Origin of the sequence: Corynebacterium sp. LK10, from assembly GCF_008042455.1 — a bacterium.
Lineage (GTDB): Bacteria > Actinomycetota > Actinomycetes > Mycobacteriales > Mycobacteriaceae > Corynebacterium > Corynebacterium jeikeium_D.
Genome location: NZ_NOVT01000020.1, coordinates 61,949 through 82,882, shown reverse-complemented (window position 1 = coordinate 82,882; position 20,934 = coordinate 61,949). Strand labels below are relative to the sequence as shown.

Annotated in this window: 19 protein-coding genes; 4 read left to right on the top strand and 15 right to left on the bottom strand. The window is 58.8% G+C overall.

Translation table 11 applies throughout. The features are described 5' to 3' along the window. Window positions 1–2 precede the first annotated feature (2 nt). From CHU70_RS08375 to CHU70_RS08340, 8 genes are all read right to left on the bottom strand, one after another. Window positions 3–1,055 (bottom strand): methionine synthase, encoded by a 1,053-nt coding sequence (locus CHU70_RS08375; RefSeq protein WP_070652911.1) that lies wholly within the window; start codon window positions 1,053–1,055, stop codon window positions 3–5. Continuing rightward, window positions 1,052–2,191, bottom strand: a complete 1,140-nt coding sequence (gene mnmA / locus CHU70_RS08370) for a tRNA 2-thiouridine(34) synthase MnmA (RefSeq protein WP_048735286.1) — start codon at window positions 2,189–2,191, stop codon at window positions 1,052–1,054. Before mnmA ends, CHU70_RS08375 begins: the two co-directional genes overlap by 4 nt. Window positions 2,192–2,254: 63 nt before the next feature. After that, window positions 2,255–3,406, bottom strand: a complete 1,152-nt coding sequence (locus tag CHU70_RS08365; protein ID WP_048735387.1) for a cysteine desulfurase family protein — start codon at window positions 3,404–3,406, stop codon at window positions 2,255–2,257. A 252-nt stretch (window positions 3,407–3,658) separates the two neighbouring features. Then, window positions 3,659–4,603, bottom strand: coding sequence for an electron transfer flavoprotein subunit alpha/FixB family protein (locus tag CHU70_RS08360; protein ID WP_016422471.1), 945 nt, complete (start codon window positions 4,601–4,603; stop codon window positions 3,659–3,661). Between the two features lie 54 nt (window positions 4,604–4,657). Continuing rightward, window positions 4,658–5,443, bottom strand: a complete 786-nt coding sequence (locus tag CHU70_RS08355; protein ID WP_049194091.1) for an electron transfer flavoprotein subunit beta/FixA family protein — start codon at window positions 5,441–5,443, stop codon at window positions 4,658–4,660. Window positions 5,444–5,780: 337 nt separating this feature from the next. After that, window positions 5,781–6,965, bottom strand: coding sequence for a THUMP-like domain-containing protein (locus tag CHU70_RS08350; RefSeq protein WP_147719092.1), 1,185 nt, complete (start codon window positions 6,963–6,965; stop codon window positions 5,781–5,783). 54 nt (window positions 6,966–7,019) lie between these two features. Next, entirely contained in the window at window positions 7,020–7,859 is an 840-nt protein-coding gene (locus CHU70_RS08345) for an NUDIX hydrolase (protein WP_070546741.1), read from the bottom strand. Between the two features lie 6 nt (window positions 7,860–7,865). Then, window positions 7,866–8,702: an ABC transporter ATP-binding protein gene (locus CHU70_RS08340; protein WP_048735276.1), complete on the bottom strand. Its 837-nt coding sequence runs from the start codon at window positions 8,700–8,702 to the stop codon at window positions 7,866–7,868. A gap of 141 nt (window positions 8,703–8,843) precedes the next feature. Here CHU70_RS08340 and CHU70_RS08335 point away from each other — a divergent pair, with 141 nt between their 5' ends. Both CHU70_RS08335 and glgB read left to right on the top strand, forming a co-directional pair. Beyond that, the gene (locus tag CHU70_RS08335; protein WP_049172064.1) at window positions 8,844–10,874 is read left to right on the top strand and encodes an alpha-1,4-glucan--maltose-1-phosphate maltosyltransferase; all 2,031 of its coding nucleotides are present in this window, start codon (window positions 8,844–8,846) and stop codon (window positions 10,872–10,874) included. 180 nt (window positions 10,875–11,054) lie between these two features. Then, window positions 11,055–13,250, top strand: a complete 2,196-nt coding sequence (glgB, locus tag CHU70_RS08330) for a 1,4-alpha-glucan branching protein GlgB (RefSeq protein WP_049190093.1) — start codon at window positions 11,055–11,057, stop codon at window positions 13,248–13,250. Between the two features lie 128 nt (window positions 13,251–13,378). Here glgB and CHU70_RS08325 read toward each other — a convergent pair whose 3' ends face one another. Continuing rightward, window positions 13,379–14,551, bottom strand: coding sequence for a serine hydrolase (locus tag CHU70_RS08325; RefSeq protein ID WP_070549674.1), 1,173 nt, complete (start codon window positions 14,549–14,551; stop codon window positions 13,379–13,381). A 333-nt stretch (window positions 14,552–14,884) separates the two neighbouring features. Between CHU70_RS08325 and CHU70_RS08320 the strand changes: the two genes are divergently transcribed. After that, entirely contained in the window at window positions 14,885–15,280 is a 396-nt protein-coding gene (locus tag CHU70_RS08320) for a TIGR02611 family protein (protein ID WP_016422463.1), read from the top strand. 51 nt (window positions 15,281–15,331) lie between these two features. On the opposite strand, the gene CHU70_RS08315 is transcribed toward CHU70_RS08320, so the two are convergent. Together CHU70_RS08315 and CHU70_RS08310 are read right to left on the bottom strand one after the other, a co-directional pair. Continuing rightward, window positions 15,332–16,381: a co-chaperone YbbN gene (locus CHU70_RS08315; protein WP_147719093.1), complete on the bottom strand. Its 1,050-nt coding sequence runs from the start codon at window positions 16,379–16,381 to the stop codon at window positions 15,332–15,334. Window positions 16,382–16,465: 84 nt separating this feature from the next. Beyond that, window positions 16,466–16,771, bottom strand: coding sequence for a thiamine-binding protein (locus CHU70_RS08310; RefSeq protein ID WP_049172056.1), 306 nt, complete (start codon window positions 16,769–16,771; stop codon window positions 16,466–16,468). 31 nt (window positions 16,772–16,802) lie between these two features. Between CHU70_RS08310 and mce the strand changes: the two genes are divergently transcribed. Next, a complete protein-coding gene (mce, locus tag CHU70_RS08305; protein WP_005509354.1) occupies window positions 16,803–17,255 on the top strand; it encodes a methylmalonyl-CoA epimerase in 453 nt (150 codons plus the stop codon). A 364-nt stretch (window positions 17,256–17,619) separates the two neighbouring features. Here the strand turns inward: mce and nucS are convergent, their stop codons facing one another. From nucS to atpD, 4 genes are all read right to left on the bottom strand, one after another. Then, entirely contained in the window at window positions 17,620–18,312 is a 693-nt protein-coding gene (nucS, locus tag CHU70_RS08295; protein ID WP_005509457.1) for an endonuclease NucS, read from the bottom strand. A 77-nt stretch (window positions 18,313–18,389) separates the two neighbouring features. After that, the gene (locus CHU70_RS08290; protein ID WP_016422460.1) at window positions 18,390–18,893 is read right to left on the bottom strand and encodes a DUF2550 domain-containing protein; all 504 of its coding nucleotides are present in this window, start codon (window positions 18,891–18,893) and stop codon (window positions 18,390–18,392) included. 217 nt (window positions 18,894–19,110) lie between these two features. Beyond that, a complete protein-coding gene (locus CHU70_RS08285; RefSeq protein WP_049172054.1) occupies window positions 19,111–19,482 on the bottom strand; it encodes a F0F1 ATP synthase subunit epsilon in 372 nt (123 codons plus the stop codon). Window positions 19,483–19,493: 11 nt separating this feature from the next. Then, window positions 19,494–20,933 carry a F0F1 ATP synthase subunit beta gene (gene atpD, locus CHU70_RS08280; RefSeq protein WP_005509621.1) on the bottom strand — a complete coding sequence of 480 codons (1,440 nt, stop codon included), beginning with the start codon at window positions 20,931–20,933 and terminating at the stop codon, window positions 19,494–19,496. Between the last annotated feature and the right edge of the window lies 1 nt (window position 20,934).

Sequence of the window (20,934 nt, the reverse complement as noted above, 5' to 3'; positions counted from 1 at the left end):
CGCTATTCGTCGCGAGCCAAGTCACCGGCTGCCCGACGAAGAAGCTCCGTGGCATTGCGGCCTGCGCCGAGTTGCGCCTGTGCTTCTTCATTGGAGCTGGCAGCAAAGCCGCCCATCGGCGCCAGATTCAGGCTCTCAGCAATCTGTAGGCGCGAATAGCCCAGCTCATCCCAGAACAGCGCTGCTTGCTCAGCGAGTGCTCGAGCCGGTGTCGCCACCGGGACGCCCGTGTGCTCTTCTCGCTCCGTGACCGTCACTGGCACAATACCCAGCTCCAGGGACATATCGGCACCGACCACGGCAGCCGCAAAATCCAGTTGCTGCGTGGTGGTCAGTTCTTTGCGAGGTAGCCACACTCCGGCCGCACCGGAATCCGCCAAGGCCTGAACAGCCAGGCCATCGGGGCTCGACAGCGCGATGGTCACTTCGATGTCGTCGTCACGCAGCGGCCCTGTGACTTCGAGGAAGATCTCCGCGATCTCGCGGTGCCCCTGGGCGGGGAGATAACCCGCGTTGCCCATCAGCATGGACGGGGCCTTGATTTTGCCCTGTACGACTGCGCCGAGTGCGGGTTCTGCCAGAAGTACTTCGATGTCGCTGTCGAAACGCCGACGGACATCGGCGATGTGGGAAGCCAATCCCGCGGCCAACGACTGCGCGAAGTACTTCACGGCGCCGCGGTCAACGGCGATGAGATGGCCTGCGGCATTTTCCACCGAAGTCGCCATCGTCCATGGGCCGAGAGCGGTCAGGCGAATTTTCTGCGGGGTGCGTCCCCACGCTTCCTCGCACGCGTCGATGTCTCGGTGGAGATAATCAGTGGCCAAGGCACTCGCGCGACCACGACGGTCGGCGACTTTCCAGGAGCGCGCTCCCCTGTCGACGACGAGGTCAGCCATGAGGGCGGCCGTGCGACCGACGGCATCGGCGCCGAACCCACGGGCGGGCAACGTCGGTAGCGTGAGGTGACCTTCCAGGCATTCGCCAATGACAATCTCTGCCGCCTCGTGTGGATTGCGGCCCGGCATCGGGCCAAGGCCGACAAAGGAGGTCACGACAAGTCCTCTTCACGGGCGGTCGAGACAATCGTGCCGGAGCCCAGCACGTAGTCGCCCGCAGTGTCAGTGTGGTACAAAACAGCGGCCTGACCAGGCGCGACACCACGAAGCGGATCGCTCAGGTGCAGCCGGAAGGCGCCACCGCGTCCGGTGACGTCATCGTCAGGTCCTGCCAGCACTTCAATGCGGCAGTCGATGGGGCGACCGTGCGCACGCACCTGCACCTGCAGCTTGCCGGCCTCCGAGGCAGCGAGTACCTCATCCGGGTTGGCCAGCCAGATGGCACGGTCGGCCTCGAGCACGTTGACATTCAAGTCCGCAGCCGTGCCGATTGTCACCGTGCCGGTCTCTGCATCAATGCCGGTGACATAGCGCGGCTTGCCATCCGGCATCGGCCCCGCCAGGCCAATCCCCTTGCGCTGACCAATGGTGAAACCGTAGACACCGTCGTGCTCAGCGACGGTGTCGCCAGTTTCCTTATCCACAATGGTGCCCGGGCGACGGCCAATCTTCGCGCCCAGGAACGCCTTGGTATTGCCATCCGGGATGAAGCAGATGTCGTAAGAGTCCGGCTTGTTGGCAGTGCCTAGTCCCATCCCGCGGGCTTCTTCACGAATCTCTGGCTTCTCGGTGTTTCCTACCGGGAACATCGAGCGCTGCAGCTGCTCGCGATCCAGCACGCCCAGGACATAGGACTGGTCCTTCTTCGCATCGCGGCCGCGGCGCAACAGGCCGTCGTCGCCAAGCAAAGCGTAGTGCCCCGTGACCACAGCGTCGAAGCCGAGCGCGATGCCGCGCTCTAGTAGAGCGGCGAACTTGATGCGTTCATTGCAGCGCAGGCATGGGTTCGGCGTCTCGCCGCGCTCGTAGGAGTCGTAGAAGTCATCCATGACCTCTTCCTTGAAGCGCTCGGAGAAATCCCAGACGTAGAAAGGAATGCCCAGCTCATCGCAGACGCGGCGGGCATCGCCGGAGTCCTCTAGCGAACAGCAGCCGCGGGATCCAGCGCGAACGGACTGCGGATCTTTCGACAGCGCCAAGTGCACGCCGACGACCTCGTGACCTGCGGCCAATGCACGCGCCGCAGCCACGGAAGAATCCACACCACCGCTCATTGCTGCAAGAACTCGCATTGCGTTGCAACCTTTCCCCTCTAGATTTTGTGCACGTGTCACCGTACCACCACGGGGCAAAAACTAAGCCATGCCCGCACGCCGCGCCCGCTCGACCGTTTCCGGCAGCGCCGAAATGACGGCGTCGACATCCGCCTGCGTCGAGGTGTACCCCAGCGTAAAACGAATCGACGACCGCGCTTCCGGCTCCGAAACGCCCATCGCCATCAGCACGTGCGAGGGACGGTTAACGCCCGCGCTACATGCCGATCCCGTAGAGCAGTCAATTCCCGCCGCATCGAACAGCATGATCAAACTATCGGCCTCCGCGCCCGGGAAGCTAGCGTAGACGTGCCCCGGCAAAGCGAGCTCGCTGGTGTGGATAATCGCACCGTCGATGTGCACGATTGCCCTGATGAGCTGCTGCGTCAGACCGCGGATTCGTTCATTGTCCGTCGCCATCGCGTCCACCGCCGCGCGCAGTCCTGCCGCCATGCCCGCCGCCGACGCCACGTCCTGCGTGCCCGAACGCAGTCCGCGTTCCTGCCCGCCGCCGTTGTTATGCGGGGTAAGTTTCGCTTCACGACGAACAAGCAGCGCCCCAATCCCACGGGGACCGCCGAACTTGTGCGCGGAGATGGCCATTGTAGTGGCGCCACTTGCGTGGAAATCAATTGGCAGATGTCCGGCTGCCTGCACAGCATCGATATGGAAAGGCACGCGAGCCTCCTTCGCCCGCTTGGCAATCTCCTCCACCGGCTGGATGGTGCCGGTCTCATTGTTCGCCCACATGCACGTCACCAGCGCGGTGTTCTGCCGACTAATCTCCGGGAACTGCACCATGTCAACGCGACCATCAGCACCTACAGGAGCCTCAACAATCTTGGCCCAGTGTTCCTTTTCCAGATGGTGACATGTCTTCAACACTGCATCGTGCTCGATTGGTGGAACCACAATGTCCGAGCCAGAGGCCTTGAAGTACAGGCCTGAAATCGCTAGATTGTCGGCCTCAGTTCCACCGGAAGTAAAAACTACCTCGATGGGATCGGCACCGAGCAGCTCTGCAATTTCTTCTCGGGACTCTTCCAGAACCTTTTTCGCAATGCGTGCGGTGGCGTACTGCCCCGAGGGGTTGGCCAGACCTAGGTTCTCGACCATTGCCGTGCGCGCTTCTGGGCGCAATGGTGTAGTCGCGGCATGATCCACAAAGTGACGGGTCTTCGCAGCAGACTTCATTTCACTCTTCTCGTCCGGAGCGGCAACGATGTGGTCATTAAGCATGCAGGCAGTATAACGCTGCGTGCGCCTTATGCTCACTATCCGCCATAGTTAAACCTCACTGTCTGCACGAACAGATGAGTAGGACCAAAAAATGCTCGGAGCGGGAACAGACAGGAAATCTGTGCCCACCCCGAGCGGGTAGTTGCTAGCCGAGTTGACTCTCGGCCAGCAGCCTTACGCAACTAGCAGCCTTAAGGCAAGTGCGTATTACTTCAGGTTCTCGATAGCCTGCGGGACAACGTCGAACAGGTCACCGACGACACCGAAGTCAGCAATCTCGAACAGCGGAGCCTCTTCGTCCTTGTTGACCACAACGATGGTCTTGGAGGTCTGCATACCTGCCTTGTGCTGGATAGCACCGGAAATACCCAGAGCAACGTAGAGGTCCGGGGAAACGGTCTTACCGGTCTGGCCAACCTGGAACTGACCCGGGTAGTAGCCAGCGTCAACAGCAGCACGGGAAGCACCAACAGCTGCGCCGAGAACGTCTGCCAGCGGCTCAACAACGTTCTTGAAGCCATCCTCGGATGCGACACCGCGGCCACCGGAAACAACCAGCTTAGCCTCGGTCAGCTCCGGACGGTCGCCGCCCTCAGCCGGCGCAAAGGAAACGATCTCGACAGCGTTGTTGCCGATCTCTGGGAATGCAATCTCGGTAACGTCAGCGGAACCGGACTTCTCCTCCGGGTCAACGGAGCCCGGACGCAGAGCGTAGACCGGGGATGCGCCGTAGCCGACACCGTCAACGATGTACTCGCCACCGAAGATGGAGTACTTAACGGAAGCGTCATCGTTGATAGCAACAACGTCGGACAGCAGACCGGAACCGGTCAGCGCAGCGACGCGGCCAGCGATTTCCTTGCCGGTTGCGGAAGCGGAAACCAGCACCGGAACCTCACGCTCGGAGGCCAGGCCGACGAGAACGTCAACCTCAGGGGTGATCAGGTACTTGTCGGCATCGTCGGACTCAGCAGCGAGAATCTCGCCGGCGCCGTAGGAGGCCAGGGTGTCTGCGAAGCCAGCAGCGGTACCCGGGGTACCCACGACAACTGCGGCCGGGGTGCCGAATGCGGAAGCAGCGGTCAGCAGTTCAGCGGTGGTGTTCTTCAGCTCGCCATTTGCGTGCTCGACGAGAACGAGGACGTCGGTCATAGTGATCTTTCTCCTACTTGTATCTCTATTTGTCTTCTATTCGCGTCAAGCGCCTTAGATGAACTTCTGGGCCTTGAGGTACTCGGCCAGCTTGGCGCCGCCGTCTCCCTCATCGTTAATGCGCTCACCAGCGGTCTTAGCCGGCTTCGGAGTGGAGCCAGTGACACCGGTAGCAGCGTTTTCGAGACCAACCTGCTCTGCCTCAGCAGCAACATCGTCCAGAGTCAGCTCGGTGACCGGCTTCTTCTTAGCGGCCATGATGCCCTTGAAGGATGCGAAGCGCGGGCTGTTAGCCTTCTCAGTGACGGAAACGACTGCCGGCAGGGATGCCTTGAGCTGGTAGATGCCGTCTTCGACCTCGCGCTCACCGGTGATGGAGTCACCGTCGATAGCGACGGAACGCAGGTGAGTCAGAACCGGGAGGTCGCGGTAGACACCGAGGATAGCCGGGACGGAAGCGGTGCCACCGTCGGTGGAGGCGTTACCGGTGACGATGAGGTCAACATCTTCGAGGGTGTCAATGACGTTGGACAGAGCCCATGCGGTCTGAACAGCGTCGGAACCTTCAAGTGCGTCGTCCGAAAGAATGACGGCGTCGTCTGCGCCCATGGACAGAGCCTTGCGCAGTGCCTCGATGGCACGATCCGGGCCAACAGTTGCGACGGTAACGTTTCCGCCGTGCTCTTCCTTCAGCTGCAGGGCAGCCTCAACAGCGTTCTCATTAATTTCGTCGAGAACTGCGTCTGCAGACTCACGATCGAGGACAAACTTGTCATCGGTGAGCTTACGCTCGGACCAGGTGTCCGGAACCTGCTTGACCAGAACCACGATGTTCGGCATTTTTCTGTCGTCCTTACTGGTTGATTACTGGTGAACGTTTATCTGACCTTACTTCGCAAGCCGCCTCACAATAAAGTGAACCAGGCCACGCTCTAGGTCGTCTGTGTTGAAGATAACAGAACCTGTCGCCAATGCGAAGGTGATCCAGATAACAATGTCGTTATTTTTTTAAATTTTTTTCTACACCACGAGCACAGCCCGCCCGCCAACATGCTATTTCCGCATGTCAGACGTTAATAGTACGCAATCAACTGCAGCTGTCTCCGCAGTATTCGCCAACAGCAAACACCGATCCCCAACGGGCTACCCCCACCAGTTTTCCGTCGTAAAGCGGTCCTTAACCGATCTCCCGGGGCTGACAGATAAACGCCGTCGCGCTCCTTCCGATGCGCGTGACCGCCACCGCCAATGCCCTGGAGCCCTTAAGTTTCCACTGCTTGCGCAACGCGTCGGGGTTGACGTCTACGCCGCGCACGAGAATTTCCACCGATCCGCAATCCAACGCTGCCAGTGCCTTGCGAACCTGCTTCAACCCCACTTGCTCAATAACTTCGAACCCGGCAATCCCCTGCGGCAAAACATCGCCACTGACGTGCGCAATCCGCTCATCGAGCTGCCACAGCCCATGCGCCGCCGCAAAATGCCGCACCAGCCCGGCGCGCACAATCGCCCCATCCGGATCAATGATGTACCGACCGGCAGCGCGCACATCGACGTCGTCAGGCATGGTGTCGTCGTAGGTCTGCACGTCCACCGCCGACAACTCTAACGGCCTGTGCTTATCGACGGTCCGGATAACCATCGCCGATCGCGTTACGGATTGCCCATCGGTAACTCCGGCCAACCCCGGCGTATATAGACATGCCTCCTTGACCGCACCGTCCACCGAAGTGACAGCCACTTCCCCGCTCCACTCGCTGAAGTCGAGGCCCGGCGCACATTTGATAGCTAGTTCTTTGTCGGGCCAGGCGGCTATGAGCGCCGGCAGCGATGGGAGCAAGTCCTCCGGGTTGGTGATCCTGCGACCACCGGAGCGGCGTGCAGGGTCAGCGACAATGACGGGTGCGTCAAAGGTCGGTTGCAAAGCATCGGCCTGCGCGAAAATGTTCTTGCCGACGTTATGCCGCGCCATGGCCAGCCGCGCAAGGTCGAGATCAGACCCGACAACGGTCAGGCCCTCGTGGTCAATTGCTGCCACCTCAGTACCAATGGAGCAGGTCACATCGGCCACTGATTCGACACCGAGATGCGCAAGCCTACGAGCGCGAGCCAGCGCGACGACAAAGGGCGTGGCCTGTTGCGCTGCTTCGGAAGAGAAGATCCAGTCCCCTGGCAGTTTGCTGACCGCAGAACGCCGAGCTGCCGCGACTTCAATGACCGCGCGACCAAACTCGCCACAGTGTTGGCGTAGATGCGCGGAGTCTGCAATCAGAGACTTTTTAGTGAGCGCGAGCTGGTCGGCCTCATCTAGCCACTCCGGGTGAGCAGCAACAGCGGCCACCTCTGCAGCGGACAGGGACACTCGTTATCTCCTTCCAACTAGGGATCAGCCGGTTAACGGGGGTTGAGTAGTCGGCTAACGGTTCATACCTTTGCGCAAATGCCCCATGTGGGTGGCAACGGCAAAGTACTCATCCATAAAAGGTTCCCCGAGGAAGTCACTACTGGTGCGTCGCACCGGAGTGTTTCTGGCCGCCTCGAGAGCCTCCGCCACAGTACTGACACCGTCCAAGCGAGTCAGTTGCGCCCAGGTCGGAGGCATGAGGCCAAGTAGCCCACGGCGCCATCCATCCAAAATCGTAGTCGGTCGGAACCAACCTGAAGATGATGCCTCAGAGGTGTCACCGTCGGCTCTTTGACCGTCGGGAAGCGCGGCGAGGAAGAAATAGGTGTCGTAACGAATGGGGTTGGATTCGGGTGTCACCCAGTTAGCCCAAGGACTGACGAGTTCGGCATCGAGCGCCAGATTTTCATTGCTAAGAAAATCCGTCAATGACAACTCGTGGGCTTCCAACTGTCGTCGCTGACGGTGGAAGCGGTGGGCATCTGCGACAATCTCACCGCCAGCATCGCGAACCAACAGAGTGCCTGTTTCCTCAAAGGTCTCACGCACGGCCGCGCAGGTGAGCGCGTGCGCCCGCACGCGGTCGACGTTAAAAGCCTGCGCGATCCGCGACTCGGGGTCGGCTTCCGACGGCTCGGTCACGGCCATGCCCTCATTCGCGACAGCGGGGAAATCACGCCGGTCTACTCCACCGCCGGGGAACACGGTCATGTTGGCCGCAAAACGCATTGAGGATACGCGTTCTTGAACGTAGACCTCGAGCCCGCAGTGGGTGTCGCGGAGCAGCAACACAGTCGCAGCCAGTTTCGGCGACGCGGGTGTATTCGGGGTTTCAGGTGTCGGAACCGCCATGAGCGTCTACTTCTTCCGGTGCTTTCCAGCAGGCCGTGCCCGGCGCGCAAAGTAGCGATCATCGATGCGATCGACGACGATTTCCTGGTGGAAAGCCTTGGTCAGGTTCTCACTGGTCAGGACGTCGTCAATAAGCCCCTGTGCGATGACATTGCCTTCGTCGAGGAGCATCGCATGGGTGAAGCCGTACGGAATTTCTTCCGGGTGGTGCGTAATCATCACCATCGCCGGCGCATCCGGGTCGAGTGCGAGTTCGCCTAAGTAACCGACGAGGTCCTCGCGACCGCCGAGGTCGAGTCCGGCTCCCGGCTCGTCGAGAAGCAGCAATTCGGGGTTGACCATCATGGCTCGTGCGATGAGTACGCGCTTGCGCTCTCCCTCACTGAGAGTGCCCCAGGTGCGGTCTGCAAGATGCTCAGCACCCATGCGCTCGAGAATCTCGGAGAGCTGTTCGAAATCCATCTCTTCATAGGTCTCACGCCAGCGCCCCAGGACGGAGTAACTGGCGGAAATAACAAGGTCCGCGACCTTTTCGTCATTGGGAATGCGGTGAGCAATCGACGATGATGTCAAACCAATCATGGTGCGCAGATCACGCATGTCGGTGCGCCCAATCTGCTCGCCCATCACATGGGCCACCCCTGAAGACGGGAACTCCTCCGCTGCAGCAATGCGCATCAAAGAAGTTTTGCCTGCACCGTTCGGCCCCATGATGACCCAGCGTTCGTCAAGTTCTACTTGCCAATCGACCGGCCCGACCAGCGTACGGCCACCACGGATGAGGTTTACGTCGCGAAAGTCGAGTAGCAAATCTTCGTTAAAGTCTTCTTCCAATTCAGCCACACATCCATGGTGCCCTAACTTTGCCCAAATGTGCGCTCGGACATTCTCAACTATCCTCGATAGAGAGCAAATCGAGTTCACTCGAGATGGCTTTTGCTTCGATTTTCACCTAGCTCGCCGACAATTAGGAGAACGTCTTTTATGACTGGTCGAATCGGTATTGATGACATCCGTCCTCAAATCAACGGTGGTGCAACTCCATCGAAGGCCGTAGTGGGTGAAGTCGTCCCAACCTTCGCCGTCATTTGGCGAGAAGGCCACGACGCGATGAACGCTACGCTCAACGTCAAGGGGCCGAAGGAATCAGCTTTTGCTTCCCGCTCACAGCGCATCCCAATGCACTTTTCTGACCATGATCCAAATCAGGTCAATGCCACCTTCGTCCCAGATGTTCCCGGGCTGTGGACCATTCGCATTGATGCCTGGTCCGACCCGATGGCAACGTGGCGCAACGCTATCACCAAGAAGTTCGAGGCCGGTCAGAGCGAAGCTGAACTCGCTAATGATCTAGAAATTGGCGCCGCTCTCTTCGACCGCGCCGCCGCTGGTGCCGCTGCTATCCACCGCAACCACCTACGCTCCATCGCCGCAGGTCTGCGCGGCGACGGCGATCTTCGCGCCCGCATTGCAGCCGCGCTTTCCGACGAGACCCGCGCCATTTTGCAGGCGCACCCGGTGCGCGACCTTTTGACCCGCGGAAAGACCCGCAAGATCAAGGTTGACCGCCGCGAAGCCCTGTACTCCTCTTGGTATGAGTTCTTCCCTCGTTCCAACGGTGGTTACGGCGAAAATGGCGAGCTGCTGCACGGCACATTCAAGACTGCGGTTGCACAGCTTGATCGCGCTCAGCGCATGGGCTTCGACACGGTCTATCTGCCCCCGATTCACCCAATCGGTGAAATCAATCGCAAGGGTCGCAACAACACCCTGACCCCGGAACCGGGCGATGTCGGATCTCCGTGGGCTATCGGCTCCGCAGAAGGTGGCCACGACGCCATCCACCCGAGCCTCGGTGACGAAAAGGACTTCAAGGAATTCATCAAGGCTGCTAAGGAGCGCGACCTCGAGGTCGCTATCGACCTAGCGCTCCAGTGTGCACCGGACCACCCCTGGGCTAAGGCTCACCCGGAGTGGTTCACCGTGCTGCCGGACGGCACCATTGCCTACGCCGAGAATCCGCCGAAGAAGTACCAGGACATCTACCCGCTGAATTTCGACAACGATGCCAAGGGCCTGTACGCAGAGGTTCTGCGTGTAGTGAAGTTTTGGGTCAAGCGTGGAGTCAAGGTCTTCCGCGTGGATAACCCCCACACCAAGCCGGGCAACTTCTGGGAATGGCTGATTGAAACCGTTCACGAAACCAACCCGGAGGTCATCTTCCTCGCCGAGGCCTTCACCGCCCCAGCCCGTCTCTACGGTCTGGCCAAGGCTGGCTTCACTCAGTCCTACATCTACTTCCCGTGGAAGACTACGAAGGAAGAGCTGACCGAATTCGGCGAGGAGATTACCCGCCATGCGGACATCGCTCGCCCATCCCTATGGGTCAATACCCCAGATATTCTGCATGACTTCCTGGTCAAGGGCGGCCGTGGAGCCTTCGCCATCCGCGCCGCGCTGGCTTCCACCCTATCTCCGCTGTGGGGCATGTACTCCGGCTTCGAGCTGTTTGAAAACGTTCCGGTCAAGGAGGGCTCCGAGGAGTACCTCGACAGCGAGAAGTACCAGCTCCGCAGCCGCGATTACGACCAGGCACTGGCCACCGGCAACTCGCTGGAGCCGTTCATTGCCACGCTGAACAAGATTCGCCGCGAGCACCCGGCTCTGCAGCAGCTGCGCAACCTGCACTTCCACGACATCGACAATGACAACCTGCTGGCTTACTCGAAGCTCGATCCGGTCACCGGCGATGCCATCCTCGTTGTTCTCAACCTCGATCCGTGGAATGCCCAGGAAGCTACCGTGCACCTCGACATGGATCGCATTGGGCTCCGCAACCACGACCGCATGGATGTCACTGACCTGATTACCGGCAACCAGTTCAACTGGGGCAAGGACAACTACGTCCGCCTGGCACCGTGGGAAAACGTTGCGCACATCATCAAGCTGCCGGAAATCGATGTCAAGCTCCGCCACAAGTTGGCTTGGCGCGACGTCCCCGACTACGAGGGCTAGAACGCTTGCTGGGAACTTTCGGGGTTAGTGGGCCGCTGACCTGACCACTGTCGCAACGATTCGTCGTTAGGCTGGCGGGTGAGTTAGCAGCCCACTGTCCCCTACCTCCCTCTATTTCTTTAGAACTGAACTCAACAACTTCACATTCACCTACCTAGAAACGCTTCGGAAGGACCTTCCATGGGAGCCCACACAGATCCCCGCCTCGCAATTGATTCCGGCGATATGGATCGCCTGCGCTACTGCACCCATCACGATCCGCACAGCATCTACGGCGCACACGTCGTGGACGGTGACACGGTTATTCGCACGAGGGTCTTCGGCGCTCAGGCAGTTACTGTCGTCAGCACGCGCGGCGAGTTTGAAGCGGAGAACCTGGGCGACGGTTTCTTCACCGCCCTCGTCCCAGGCGGCGATGACTTCGACTACCGCCTGCGCATTACGTGGGACTCCGGCGAAACCGTAGAGCGTGCCGACGGCTACCGTTTCCTCCCCACTATTGGCGCTGGTGACCTGCACCTAATCGGCGAAGGACGTCATGAGGAACTGTGGAAGGTTCTCGGTGCTCACCTTCGCAGTTACGACACAGAGCTGGGTACGGTCGAAGGCACCTCGTTTACGGTCTGGGCTCCGAACGCACGTGGCGTAGCCGTGGTCGGTGACTTCTGTATGTGGAACGGCGCGCAGTACCCAATGCGCTCTATGGGTGGTGCAGGTATCTGGGAGCTGTTCATCCCGGGTGTGGGTGAGGGCGAAGTCTACAAGTTCGCCATCACGACACCGGAGGGACAGCGCCGCGATAAGGCCGACCCGATGGCGCGTGCTGCTGAGCTCCCACCGGCTACCGGGTCGATTGTCGCGACCTCCGACTACACCTGGGGTGACCAAGCGTGGATGGAAAAGCGCGCCAACACAGACTGGACCGAAGAGCCCATCTCTATCTACGAGGTCCACTTGGGTTCCTGGAAGCAGGGCCTGAGCTACGAAGTTATGGCGGAGAAGCTGGTGCGCTACGTGGTCGACATGGGCTACACCCACGTGGAGTTCATGCCAGTATGTGAGCACCCGTTCACCGGTTCCTGGGGTTATCAGGTTTCCGGCTACTACGCTCCGACCAGTCGCTTCGGCACCCCAGACCAGTTTCGCGGTCTAGTTGATGCCTTCCACGCCGCTGGCATCGGTGTCATCATGGACTGGGTTCCGGGGCACTTCCCGAAGGACGAGTTCGCACTTGCCCGCTTCGATGGCACGGCTTGCTACGAGCACCCGGACTGGCGTCGCGGCGAGCAGCGCGACTGGGGCACCTACGTTTTCGACTTCGGCCGCAACGAGGTACGCAACTTCCTCTACGCCAACGCACTGTACTGGGCAGAAGAGTTCCACATCGACGGTCTGCGCGTCGACGCAGTGGCTTCCATGCTGTACCTGGACTACTCCCGCAATGAAGGCGAGTGGCTGCCGAACCAGTACGGTGGCCGTGAAAACCTCGATGCTGTTCAGTTCCTGCAGGAATTCAACGCCACTGTACACAAGCACAACCCGGGCTTCCTCACCGTGGCCGAAGAATCCACTTCTTGGCCGGGGGTGACCGCACCTACCGAACACGGTGGCTTGGGCTTCTCTATGAAGTGGAACATGGGCTGGATGAATGACACGCTGGAGTACTTCAGCAAGGAGCCGATTTACCGCTCCTACCACCACCATGAGCTCACTTTCGCTATGGTCTACGCCTACTCGGAAGAGTTCATTCTGCCGATTAGCCACGACGAGGTCGTGCACGGCAAGGGCTCGCTGTGGGAGCGCATGCCGGGCGGCGATTGGGATAAGGCCGCAGGCCTACGTACTTTCCTGACCTTCATGTGGGCGCACCCGGGCAAGCAGCTTCTATTCCAGGGTCAGGATCTTGGCCAGAACCACGAGTGGAACCACGATGAGTCCGTGGCTTGGGACAACCTCGAAGGTTGGAGCGGCGAATTCCACCGCGGCATTCAGCTGCTGGTTAAGGACATCAACGCCATCTACAAGGAAAACCCAGCGTTCTACACCCAGGATGACCGCCCAGAGGGCTTCCAGTGGATTAACGCGGATGATTCCACAAACAATGTTGTGTCCTTTGTCCGTTACGGCACCGATGGCTCGGTCGTCGCCTGCGTCTATAACCTGTCGGGAACCACGCAGGAAATCTACAAGATTGGCGTACCGCGCGGTGGCCAATGGACGGAGATTCTGAACACAAACGCATCGCGTTACGAGGGCTCCGGCTACGGTGAAAACGGTACTGTGACCGCGGTCGAGCACGGTTGGAACGGCCAGGCTCACTCGATTGATTTGGTGCTGCCGGCCAACACCGCCGTTTGGCTGAAGTGGCAGGGCTAGTCCCGAATCCAGCCAAACAAAAGACAATCACATAGGAATTGCCCGTGTTGCACGGTTTTCAGTGGCCTGAGTTTCGGCCTGAAAACCTGACACACGGGCAATTTTGTTTTGGGGAGCGTATCCAGGTCCTATCCTCGGAACGGATTGAACCAGTCAGGTTCCAAAGATTCGTTGTAATTCGCAGAATCTGAATCATCGATGTACCCGGATCCATCCATGCTGTCGGTTCCGATACGATCCGGAATGCCGTCGCCATCCTCATCCGCGCTCCACGTCGCAGCCTGCTTAGCAGTCAGTGGCTTGCCATCCTTACCAAGGCGATTGTAATCCGGCAGAAGCTGGGCTATTTGGGAACCCAGCTGGCCGAGCAGGCCGTCGGTAAGCTCATTGAGCGGCACCTCATCAAAGCGCGTCGTAATGGCGTAAGCGATGGGTCCGGCTGCGGTGTACAAAATACCGTGGTCATTAACGCCCTCGGCAGTGTCACCGGTCTTCTGGACTGCGGAGCCGACGTACATCACAAACTTCTGCGAACCACCGTAAGTGAGGTAGGTCAATGCAGTTTGTGCCGTGTCCTTGGTAATGAAGTTGTGCTTTGAGGTGCCATCGGCCACTTCCTGGAGACGTGCCATGAACAGCGCAGCTTGAGAGGGAGTAAACCAGGACCGATCACCGCTGGGATTGGGGATGTTGAACTTGTTGCCCAGGTGGTAGCGCTTGTCATCAACACCGGCTTCCTTGATGGTTTTGTTGACCTCGTCGAAACCAGCGACAGCGTCAATCAACCCATTCGCCGCGGTGTTGTCCGAATACCGCATCACGTACTGCAACAGCCCGTCGAGCGTGTATTGGCCAGGGCCAATCACGCTTCCGCCAACACCATTGTCCCAATCGACCGTCACCGTCTTGTCTAGGTCATCGCCGAATTTCTTCAGCGCAGTAACCACTAACGGAGCCTTGATGGTCGATGCGGAGTACTCCTTCGTATCCTCGCCTACCGACGCCGTGAGCCCTTTGTATGGACCGTCAATGACACGCAAATAGACACCTAAATCAATGCCATAGTTGTCGGAGAAACTCTTAGCCGCAGTATCGAGGACGTCCTGTGCATCAGACCAGGTGACTTCCTCGGAAGCATCCCAACCGTTATCTGGAGCATTAGGTTTTGTGGTAGCAGTGGTGGCCTTGGACCCGGTGGTGCTTGGGACATCGATGGTGCACCCCGCCAACAGAGTCGAGGCCGAAAGCGCAACAATGACCGAGGCGGAAGTAGCGCGAAGGGCTTTGGGGCGAAGTCGCATGCAAAACTCCTGGCTGCAGAAAACTGAAGACCAAAGGCACCTAGCGCAGTATGAACTGTCTGAGGTGAACAGGTGGATGAGATGCAGTGGTAACTGCTGTAAACCACTGAGAACTGTTGGAAGATTACCACCTTCCGAAAAATCTCGTTGCACTGGGGCGCAGCTTTTGTGCAACAATGGATTAAATATAGACATGATTAAAAGAATCAATGTCCAACGGTGCACCCAGGCAGTTGAGCTGCACATTTGATGCTTAATGCTTCAACGATGCCTCGTCCGAGACCGCTGCTAGAAATAGCGCACGGCACCGAAAATCGGAGGAAGTGAATCGCAATGAAGGAAAAGGTACATCGCTTGATGGACCGCATGCAGATTCGCCATGCCCATATGCGCAACACCTGGTATGGGCCGGTACTCTCCCCGGTTCTTCTCGTCGCAGGCTTCGTATTGCTCATTGTTGGCATTATCATTTTGCCAACTCCTGCTCCCGGATGGCTCTGCATCTTTGTTGCACTGGGAATTCTCTCGTTGGTGCATCCGCCGACACGTCGCCTGAACATCTGGTTGGCAGCAAAATTGGACGCCTTTTACGCCTGGTATGCGGAGCGTCATGTGGCAATGAAAGCAACACTTTTCCTGTTGCTAATGGCGTTTATGGCCGCTGTAATGGGCAGCGTCTACTACTTCATGGCTCCGGATGACTGGCCATACACCGACGCTTCAAGCTAGGAGCCTGAGCGCTTTCCAGGCTCCTAGTACAGTGCCCCTAGTCCAGTACTCCTAGTACAGTGCGCTAGCCATCCTCCGGCGTGCATCCAATGCCACTGGATCTGCGGTATCGAATAGCACAAGCAGCTCTAGTAGACGCGACTTGATGGCCTCACGGTCATCGCCAAACACCTGCGGGAGCAACTTCAACAAACAATCGAGCGCCTTCGCTGGATCGTCGACAAGCATCGTGACATCCGCGGCATCGAGGGCGAGCGCGACGTCCTTCGGCGCAGCGTCGGCCTTTGCAATTGGATCTGCGCTGCGATCGATTTTGGCAGCGCGGGCGAAGAAGGACACATTCGCGTGAGCGCGCTTCAGCCCCTGATTTGCGGGCTCGGACTGCAGCATAGCGTCATACAGCTCCAACGCTCCGTCGAAATCGCCCTCCTCGAGCAACTCTTCAGCCTGCTCCAAACGCGGGTCATCGGTGGGTACGGGATTGCCGAAGAAGTCAGTCGGCTCCGGAGCCTCCGGCCCGCTGCCCTCCCCAGCCATACGAGTTCCCGCCGGCAACCCCTTGAGACGACCCCGAGTGGCCTCCATAACCTGCGCCAGCCACTGCTCCAGCCAATCCCTGGTTTTCTCGCCGACAAACATGCCAATGGGACTGCCCATAGCCACAGCCGTGACTGTCGGCACTGCCTGCACACCGAATGCCTGGGCCAGCTGCGGATGCTCCTCAGCATCTGCCCACGCCAGGATCCAGTTCAAATTAGCCTCACGGGCCATGCCTTCTAGCTCAGCCCGAAGACGCAACGAATCAGCTGCTCCAGCCATGCCGATCAAGACAATAACCGGGACCTGCTCCGAGCGCAGAACGACTTCTGCCTCAAGGGTCTGCGGGACAATCTCAACTACAGGAGGAAGCCCATTTCCCTGATCACTGGTTGCCCGCTCGATCTCCTCTCGGCGCTTACGTTCGACTTCGGCGCGCTGGTGGAGCTGCTCCAAATCAACCGTGCCGGGTGGTGGCGGCGGAGTCGAGCACTCGCGGTGACCGTGTGCTCCATGCGAGTGACCATGAGAATGGCCATGTGCGTGACCATGTCCAGCTGGCATCGTCAAAGGGGTTCCTCTCCAGTGTCGTCGTAAAGCCTATGTAAAGACCTATGTAGAGCCTACGTGTCCAATCCGAACAAGAGACTAGTCGGTGGCTTTCAGCGCATCCTCGACCGCATCCACTTTCGCACGCAGCTGCCCGGTATATCCGTTGCGAATGTCCGCTTTGATGACCAGAGAAGTACGCGGACTGACACGGCTGACTGCTTCCGTGGCTCGCTTAATGACATCCATCACCTCATCCCATTCGCCTTCAACAAGGGTGAACATGGCATTGGTCTCGTTGGGCAGGCCAGATTCGCGCACAACACGCACGGCTTCAGCAACAGCCTCAGCCATTCCCTGCTCAGGATCGGAGAAAGTGGGGGCAACAGAAAATGCGACAATCATGGCGCCGATAATAGCGAGTACCCTGGGAACTATGAGTGAGACACAGATTCCCGTTCCCCATAAGTACGTAGTCGCTGTTGATCACGTCGGCGTCGCAGTCCCGGATTTTGATGCCGCTATCGAGTGGTACCGCGCAAACCTTGGTTTCATCAACTACCACGATGAAGTCAATGAAGAGCAGGGTGTCCACGAGGCCATGGTCGGCCCGGCCGACAAGGTTGAAGGTGGCACTCTGGTTCAGATTCTCGCGCCACTGAATGACCAGTCCACGATTGCAAAGTACCTGGACAAGAAGGGTCCAGGAATCCAGCAGTACGCAGTTCGTGTCACTGATCTGGAGGCGCTGATGGCGCACCTGAAGGAGCAGGGCACCCGGGTGCTGTATCCGGAGCCGAAGATCGGTACCGCAGGTTCGCGCATCAACTTCATCCACCCGAAGGATGCCGGTGGCGTCCTGCTGGAGCTCGTTGAGCCGGCTAAGTAAATCTATCCCCAGCGGCGCGTGATAGTGCGGTGAGCTCTGTTGCGCCAGCAGTTAGTGTGCCAATGGCGCCGGTCATCGGCGCCTGCACCATAATCCTGCGGCCAAGCTACGATGTGCGAGGTCCCGGGCATGATTTCCTGGTCGCACCCTGGACAGCGATAAACCTTGTTCGACTGTCCAGCGCTGATGTTACGCACCGCAAAGTCCACGTCCTGCCAACCGGCAGGCCCAGATTCAGTGCGGGTGTTTTGGAAAGAACTGCCAAATGTGGGCAGGCTGCCGCGATTCTGGCCGTGGTTATTACGCCCGCCGCGTTGGTTGCCTCGTTGATTACCGCGCCGCTTGTGGTTTCGCCTAGGCATGGCTAGAACAACCGCAATTCATTGGACTCCAGGCCACGCAGGGCGTCGTAATCCACGGTCACACAGCGAATCCCACGATCCTCTGCCAGAGTCTTGGCCTGTGGCTTAATCTCCTGGGCAGCAAAAATCCCTTCCACCGGTGCCAGCAGCTCATCGCGGTTCAGCATCTCCAAGTAACGGGTTAGCTGCTCAACGCCATCGATACCGCCCCGACGCTTAACCTCGACTGCAACGGTGGCGCCGTTTTCATCGCGGCCAAGCAGGTCCACCGGTCCGATCGGGGTTGGGTATTCGCGCCTAATCAGGGTGTAGCCCTCGCCAAACGTTGTGAACTGATCTGCAAGCAGTTCCTGTAGATGCGCTTCTACCCCGTCCTTCTCCAGGCCAGGGTCCTCTCCCAGTTCGTACGTGCTATCAGCCAGCACCTTGCCGATAGTGATACGAAGTTGCTCGCCCTTCTTATTCTCAACGACCCAGAGCTTTTCACCAGTGTCTTCCCCCGACTCGTCGAGAATATCCTTCTCCGTCAGCGTGCACGGCGGTGTCATCCAGTTCAGAGGCTTATATGCACGGTCGTCGGCATGCACAGAAACTGACCCATCTGCTTTCACCAACAGCAAGCGCGGGGCATGAGGCAGATGGGCATTCAAGCGACCGACATAGTCAACAGTGCATTCAGCAATCACAAGGCGCATTCCCCTACCCTAACGTGACTGCCGCGCGGGAGAAAACAATACCCACTAGAGCCTTAGCAATAGCCTGTCGTAAGAGACTAGTACTGACTTCCTCGGCCACGGTTATAAGCCGAACGGAAACGGCGCTCAATGTCTGTAGGAAACTCACGAGTCTGGCGTGACGACGGCTTCGACTCCACCCACGCCACCAGCGCAGTGTCCGAGGACGAGTCCACGGCAAACTCCCATTCGGTATTTTTCCCCGTTTTAATCCTGACTACCCGAAGCCCGGGCGCGAAAAAACCCGCCTCGATGTCAGTCGGATCTCGGCGATCCACAATAGTGACATCGTGACGGGCAAATTCGGCATCACAGCCAGGACGCAGCGAACGTAGCTTGTACATCTTCAACGTCGACTCGGAATAAACAATGACACCATGGCGCCAATGACTGCCATCACCTGCAGGAAGGCGACGAGCAATAACAGGAGTACCTTTTGCATGCAGGCTGGCGAAACGCCACAGGGCAAGGACCCCGCCGACGATCAACATCGCACCGATAATCATGAACATGATTGACATCATGGTTACGCTTGAAAACACTATCTGCCAGCCTCGCATCCGGGTGAATAGACGACGAACCTTGGTTCAAAAGCGCTTTAGAGGCTTTTTACAAACCCTACCCGATTGTTGCACTGACATGAAAAATAACTAAGAAAAACGGGGCGGGAAGCTGGCAAGATTTCTCTTGCGAGCTCCCCGCCCCGTTTAAAGAAGCAGGAAGAATACGGTCGTGCGACCGGATGTTCAGGCGAAAAGACTAGTTGGTGGAAGCGCGACGAGCCGCGCGGACCTCCGACTCAGCCTGTGCCTTTACTGCAGGGTCATCCGAAGTCAGGTTGGACTCGGCCTCGGAGAGGTTAACCTCGTCAGCCCAGACTGCCTTATCCGCGAGGATCGAAACCTTCGAGGTAGACACGGAAATGAACCCACCCTGTACCGAAGCGACAAGAACCTTGCCGTCTGCGGTCTTGATGGTCACCGTACCGTTGTTGACCAGCTGGCCAAGCAACGGCTGGTGTCCGGGCAGCACGCCGATCTCACCCTCGGTGGTCTGAGCAGAGACCAAAGTGGCCTTGCCCTTCCAGAGCGGTCGCTCAACGGCAACCAGTTCAGCGGTGATTTCAGCCATGAGGATGCCCCTTACTTCTTCTGCATTTCAGCGTACTTCTTCTCGACATCGTCGAGGCCACCCAGGCCGTCGAAGGCCATCTCCGGGTAGTTGTCGAAGTCGCCCTTGCAGATGCGGTCGAAGGCAACGATGGTGTCCTTCAGCGGGACGTACGAACCAGGCAGACCCGTGAACTTCTCAGCAACGAAGAAGTTCTGACCCAAGAATCGCTGGATACGACGTGCACGCTGCACGGTCACCTTGTCCTCCTCAGACAGCTCGTCCATACCGAGGATGGCGATGATGTCCTGGAGTTCCTTGTTCTTCTGCAGGATGTTAATAACCTGCTGAGCAACGCGGTAGTGCTCCTCACCGACGATCGACGGCTCGAGGATACGAGAAGTCGAAGTCAGCGGGTTCACTGCCGGGTAAATACCCTTCGATGCAATCGAGCGGTCGAGCTCGGTGGTTGCATCGAGGTGGGCGAAGGTCGTTGCCGGAGCCGGGTCGGTGTAGTCATCGGCAGGCACGTAGACGGCCTGCAGAGAGGTAATCGAACGGCCCTTGGTGGACGTAATGCGCTCCTGCAGAACACCCATCTCGTCAGCCAGGGTCGGCTGGTAACCCACGGCGGAAGGCATACGACCCAGCAGGGTCGAAACCTCAGAACCGGCCTGGGTGAAACGGAAGATGTTGTCAATGAAGAGCAGCACGTCCTGGTGCTGAACATCGCGGAAGTACTCTGCCATGGTCAGACCCGACAGCGCGACGCGCATACGGACTCCCGGAGGCTCGTCCATCTGGCCGAAGACGAGGGCGGTGTCCTGGAGAACGCCCATCTCTTCCATTTCCAGGAAGAGGTCGGTGCCCTCACGGGTACGCTCACCAACACCGGCGAAGACCGAAGTACCGGAGAACTCGCGTGCAATACGAGTAATCATCTCCTGGATCAGAACGGTCTTACCGACACCGGCACCACCGAACAGACCAATCTTGCCGCCCTTAACGTACGGGGTCAGCAGGTCGATGACCTTAATACCGGTTTCCAGAATCTCGGTCTTGCCCTCGAGCTGGTCGAAGGCCGGCGGCTCACGGTGGATGCCCCACTGCTCACCATCGCGACCCAGGCCCGGCTCATCCAGGCAGTCGCCCATTGCGTTAAAGACGTGACCCTTGACGACGTCACCAACCGGAACCGAAATCGGCTTACCGGTGTCCTTGACCTCTGCACCGCGGACCAGGCCGTCGGTCGGAGCCATAGCAATGGTACGAACCATGTTGTCACCGAGGTGCTGTGCAGTCTCGAGGACAATGGTCTTGGCGACCGAAGGAAGGGTAACTTCCACGGTCAGCGCGTTGTAAAGTGCCGGCAGTTCGTTACGCGGGAACTCCACGTCGACGACGGCACCGATGACACGCACAACACGGCCCACAGCCGTGGTGGTGTTCTGCTCACTTAGAGCTGTGCTCATA

Bases quoted from the DNA above. Each gene is read 5' to 3' on its own strand.
- mnmA (WP_048735286.1), bottom strand. From the start codon at position 2,191: ATGCGAGTTCTTGCAGCAATGAGCGGTGGTGTGGATTCTTCCGTGGCT.
- CHU70_RS08365 (WP_048735387.1), bottom strand. From the start codon at position 3,406: ATGAAGTCTGCTGCGAAGACCCGTCACTTTGTGGATCATGCCGCGACT.
- CHU70_RS08360 (WP_016422471.1), bottom strand. From the start codon at position 4,603: ATGACCGACGTCCTCGTTCTCGTCGAGCACGCAAATGGCGAGCTGAAG.
- CHU70_RS08355 (WP_049194091.1), bottom strand. From the start codon at position 5,443: ATGCCGAACATCGTGGTTCTGGTCAAGCAGGTTCCGGACACCTGGTCC.
- CHU70_RS08345 (WP_070546741.1), bottom strand. From the start codon at position 7,859: ATGGCGGTTCCGACACCTGAAACCCCGAATACACCCGCGTCGCCGAAA.
- CHU70_RS08335 (WP_049172064.1), top strand. From the start codon at position 8,844: ATGACTGGTCGAATCGGTATTGATGACATCCGTCCTCAAATCAACGGT.
- glgB (WP_049190093.1), top strand. From the start codon at position 11,055: ATGGGAGCCCACACAGATCCCCGCCTCGCAATTGATTCCGGCGATATG.
- CHU70_RS08325 (WP_070549674.1), bottom strand. From the start codon at position 14,551: ATGCGACTTCGCCCCAAAGCCCTTCGCGCTACTTCCGCCTCGGTCATT.
- CHU70_RS08320 (WP_016422463.1), top strand. From the start codon at position 14,885: ATGAAGGAAAAGGTACATCGCTTGATGGACCGCATGCAGATTCGCCAT.
- CHU70_RS08315 (WP_147719093.1), bottom strand. From the start codon at position 16,381: ATGCCAGCTGGACATGGTCACGCACATGGCCATTCTCATGGTCACTCG.
- CHU70_RS08310 (WP_049172056.1), bottom strand. From the start codon at position 16,771: ATGATTGTCGCATTTTCTGTTGCCCCCACTTTCTCCGATCCTGAGCAG.
- mce (WP_005509354.1), top strand. From the start codon at position 16,803: ATGAGTGAGACACAGATTCCCGTTCCCCATAAGTACGTAGTCGCTGTT.
- nucS (WP_005509457.1), bottom strand. From the start codon at position 18,312: ATGCGCCTTGTGATTGCTGAATGCACTGTTGACTATGTCGGTCGCTTG.
- CHU70_RS08285 (WP_049172054.1), bottom strand. From the start codon at position 19,482: ATGGCTGAAATCACCGCTGAACTGGTTGCCGTTGAGCGACCGCTCTGG.
- atpD (WP_005509621.1), bottom strand. From the start codon at position 20,933: ATGAGCACAGCTCTAAGTGAGCAGAACACCACCACGGCTGTGGGCCGT.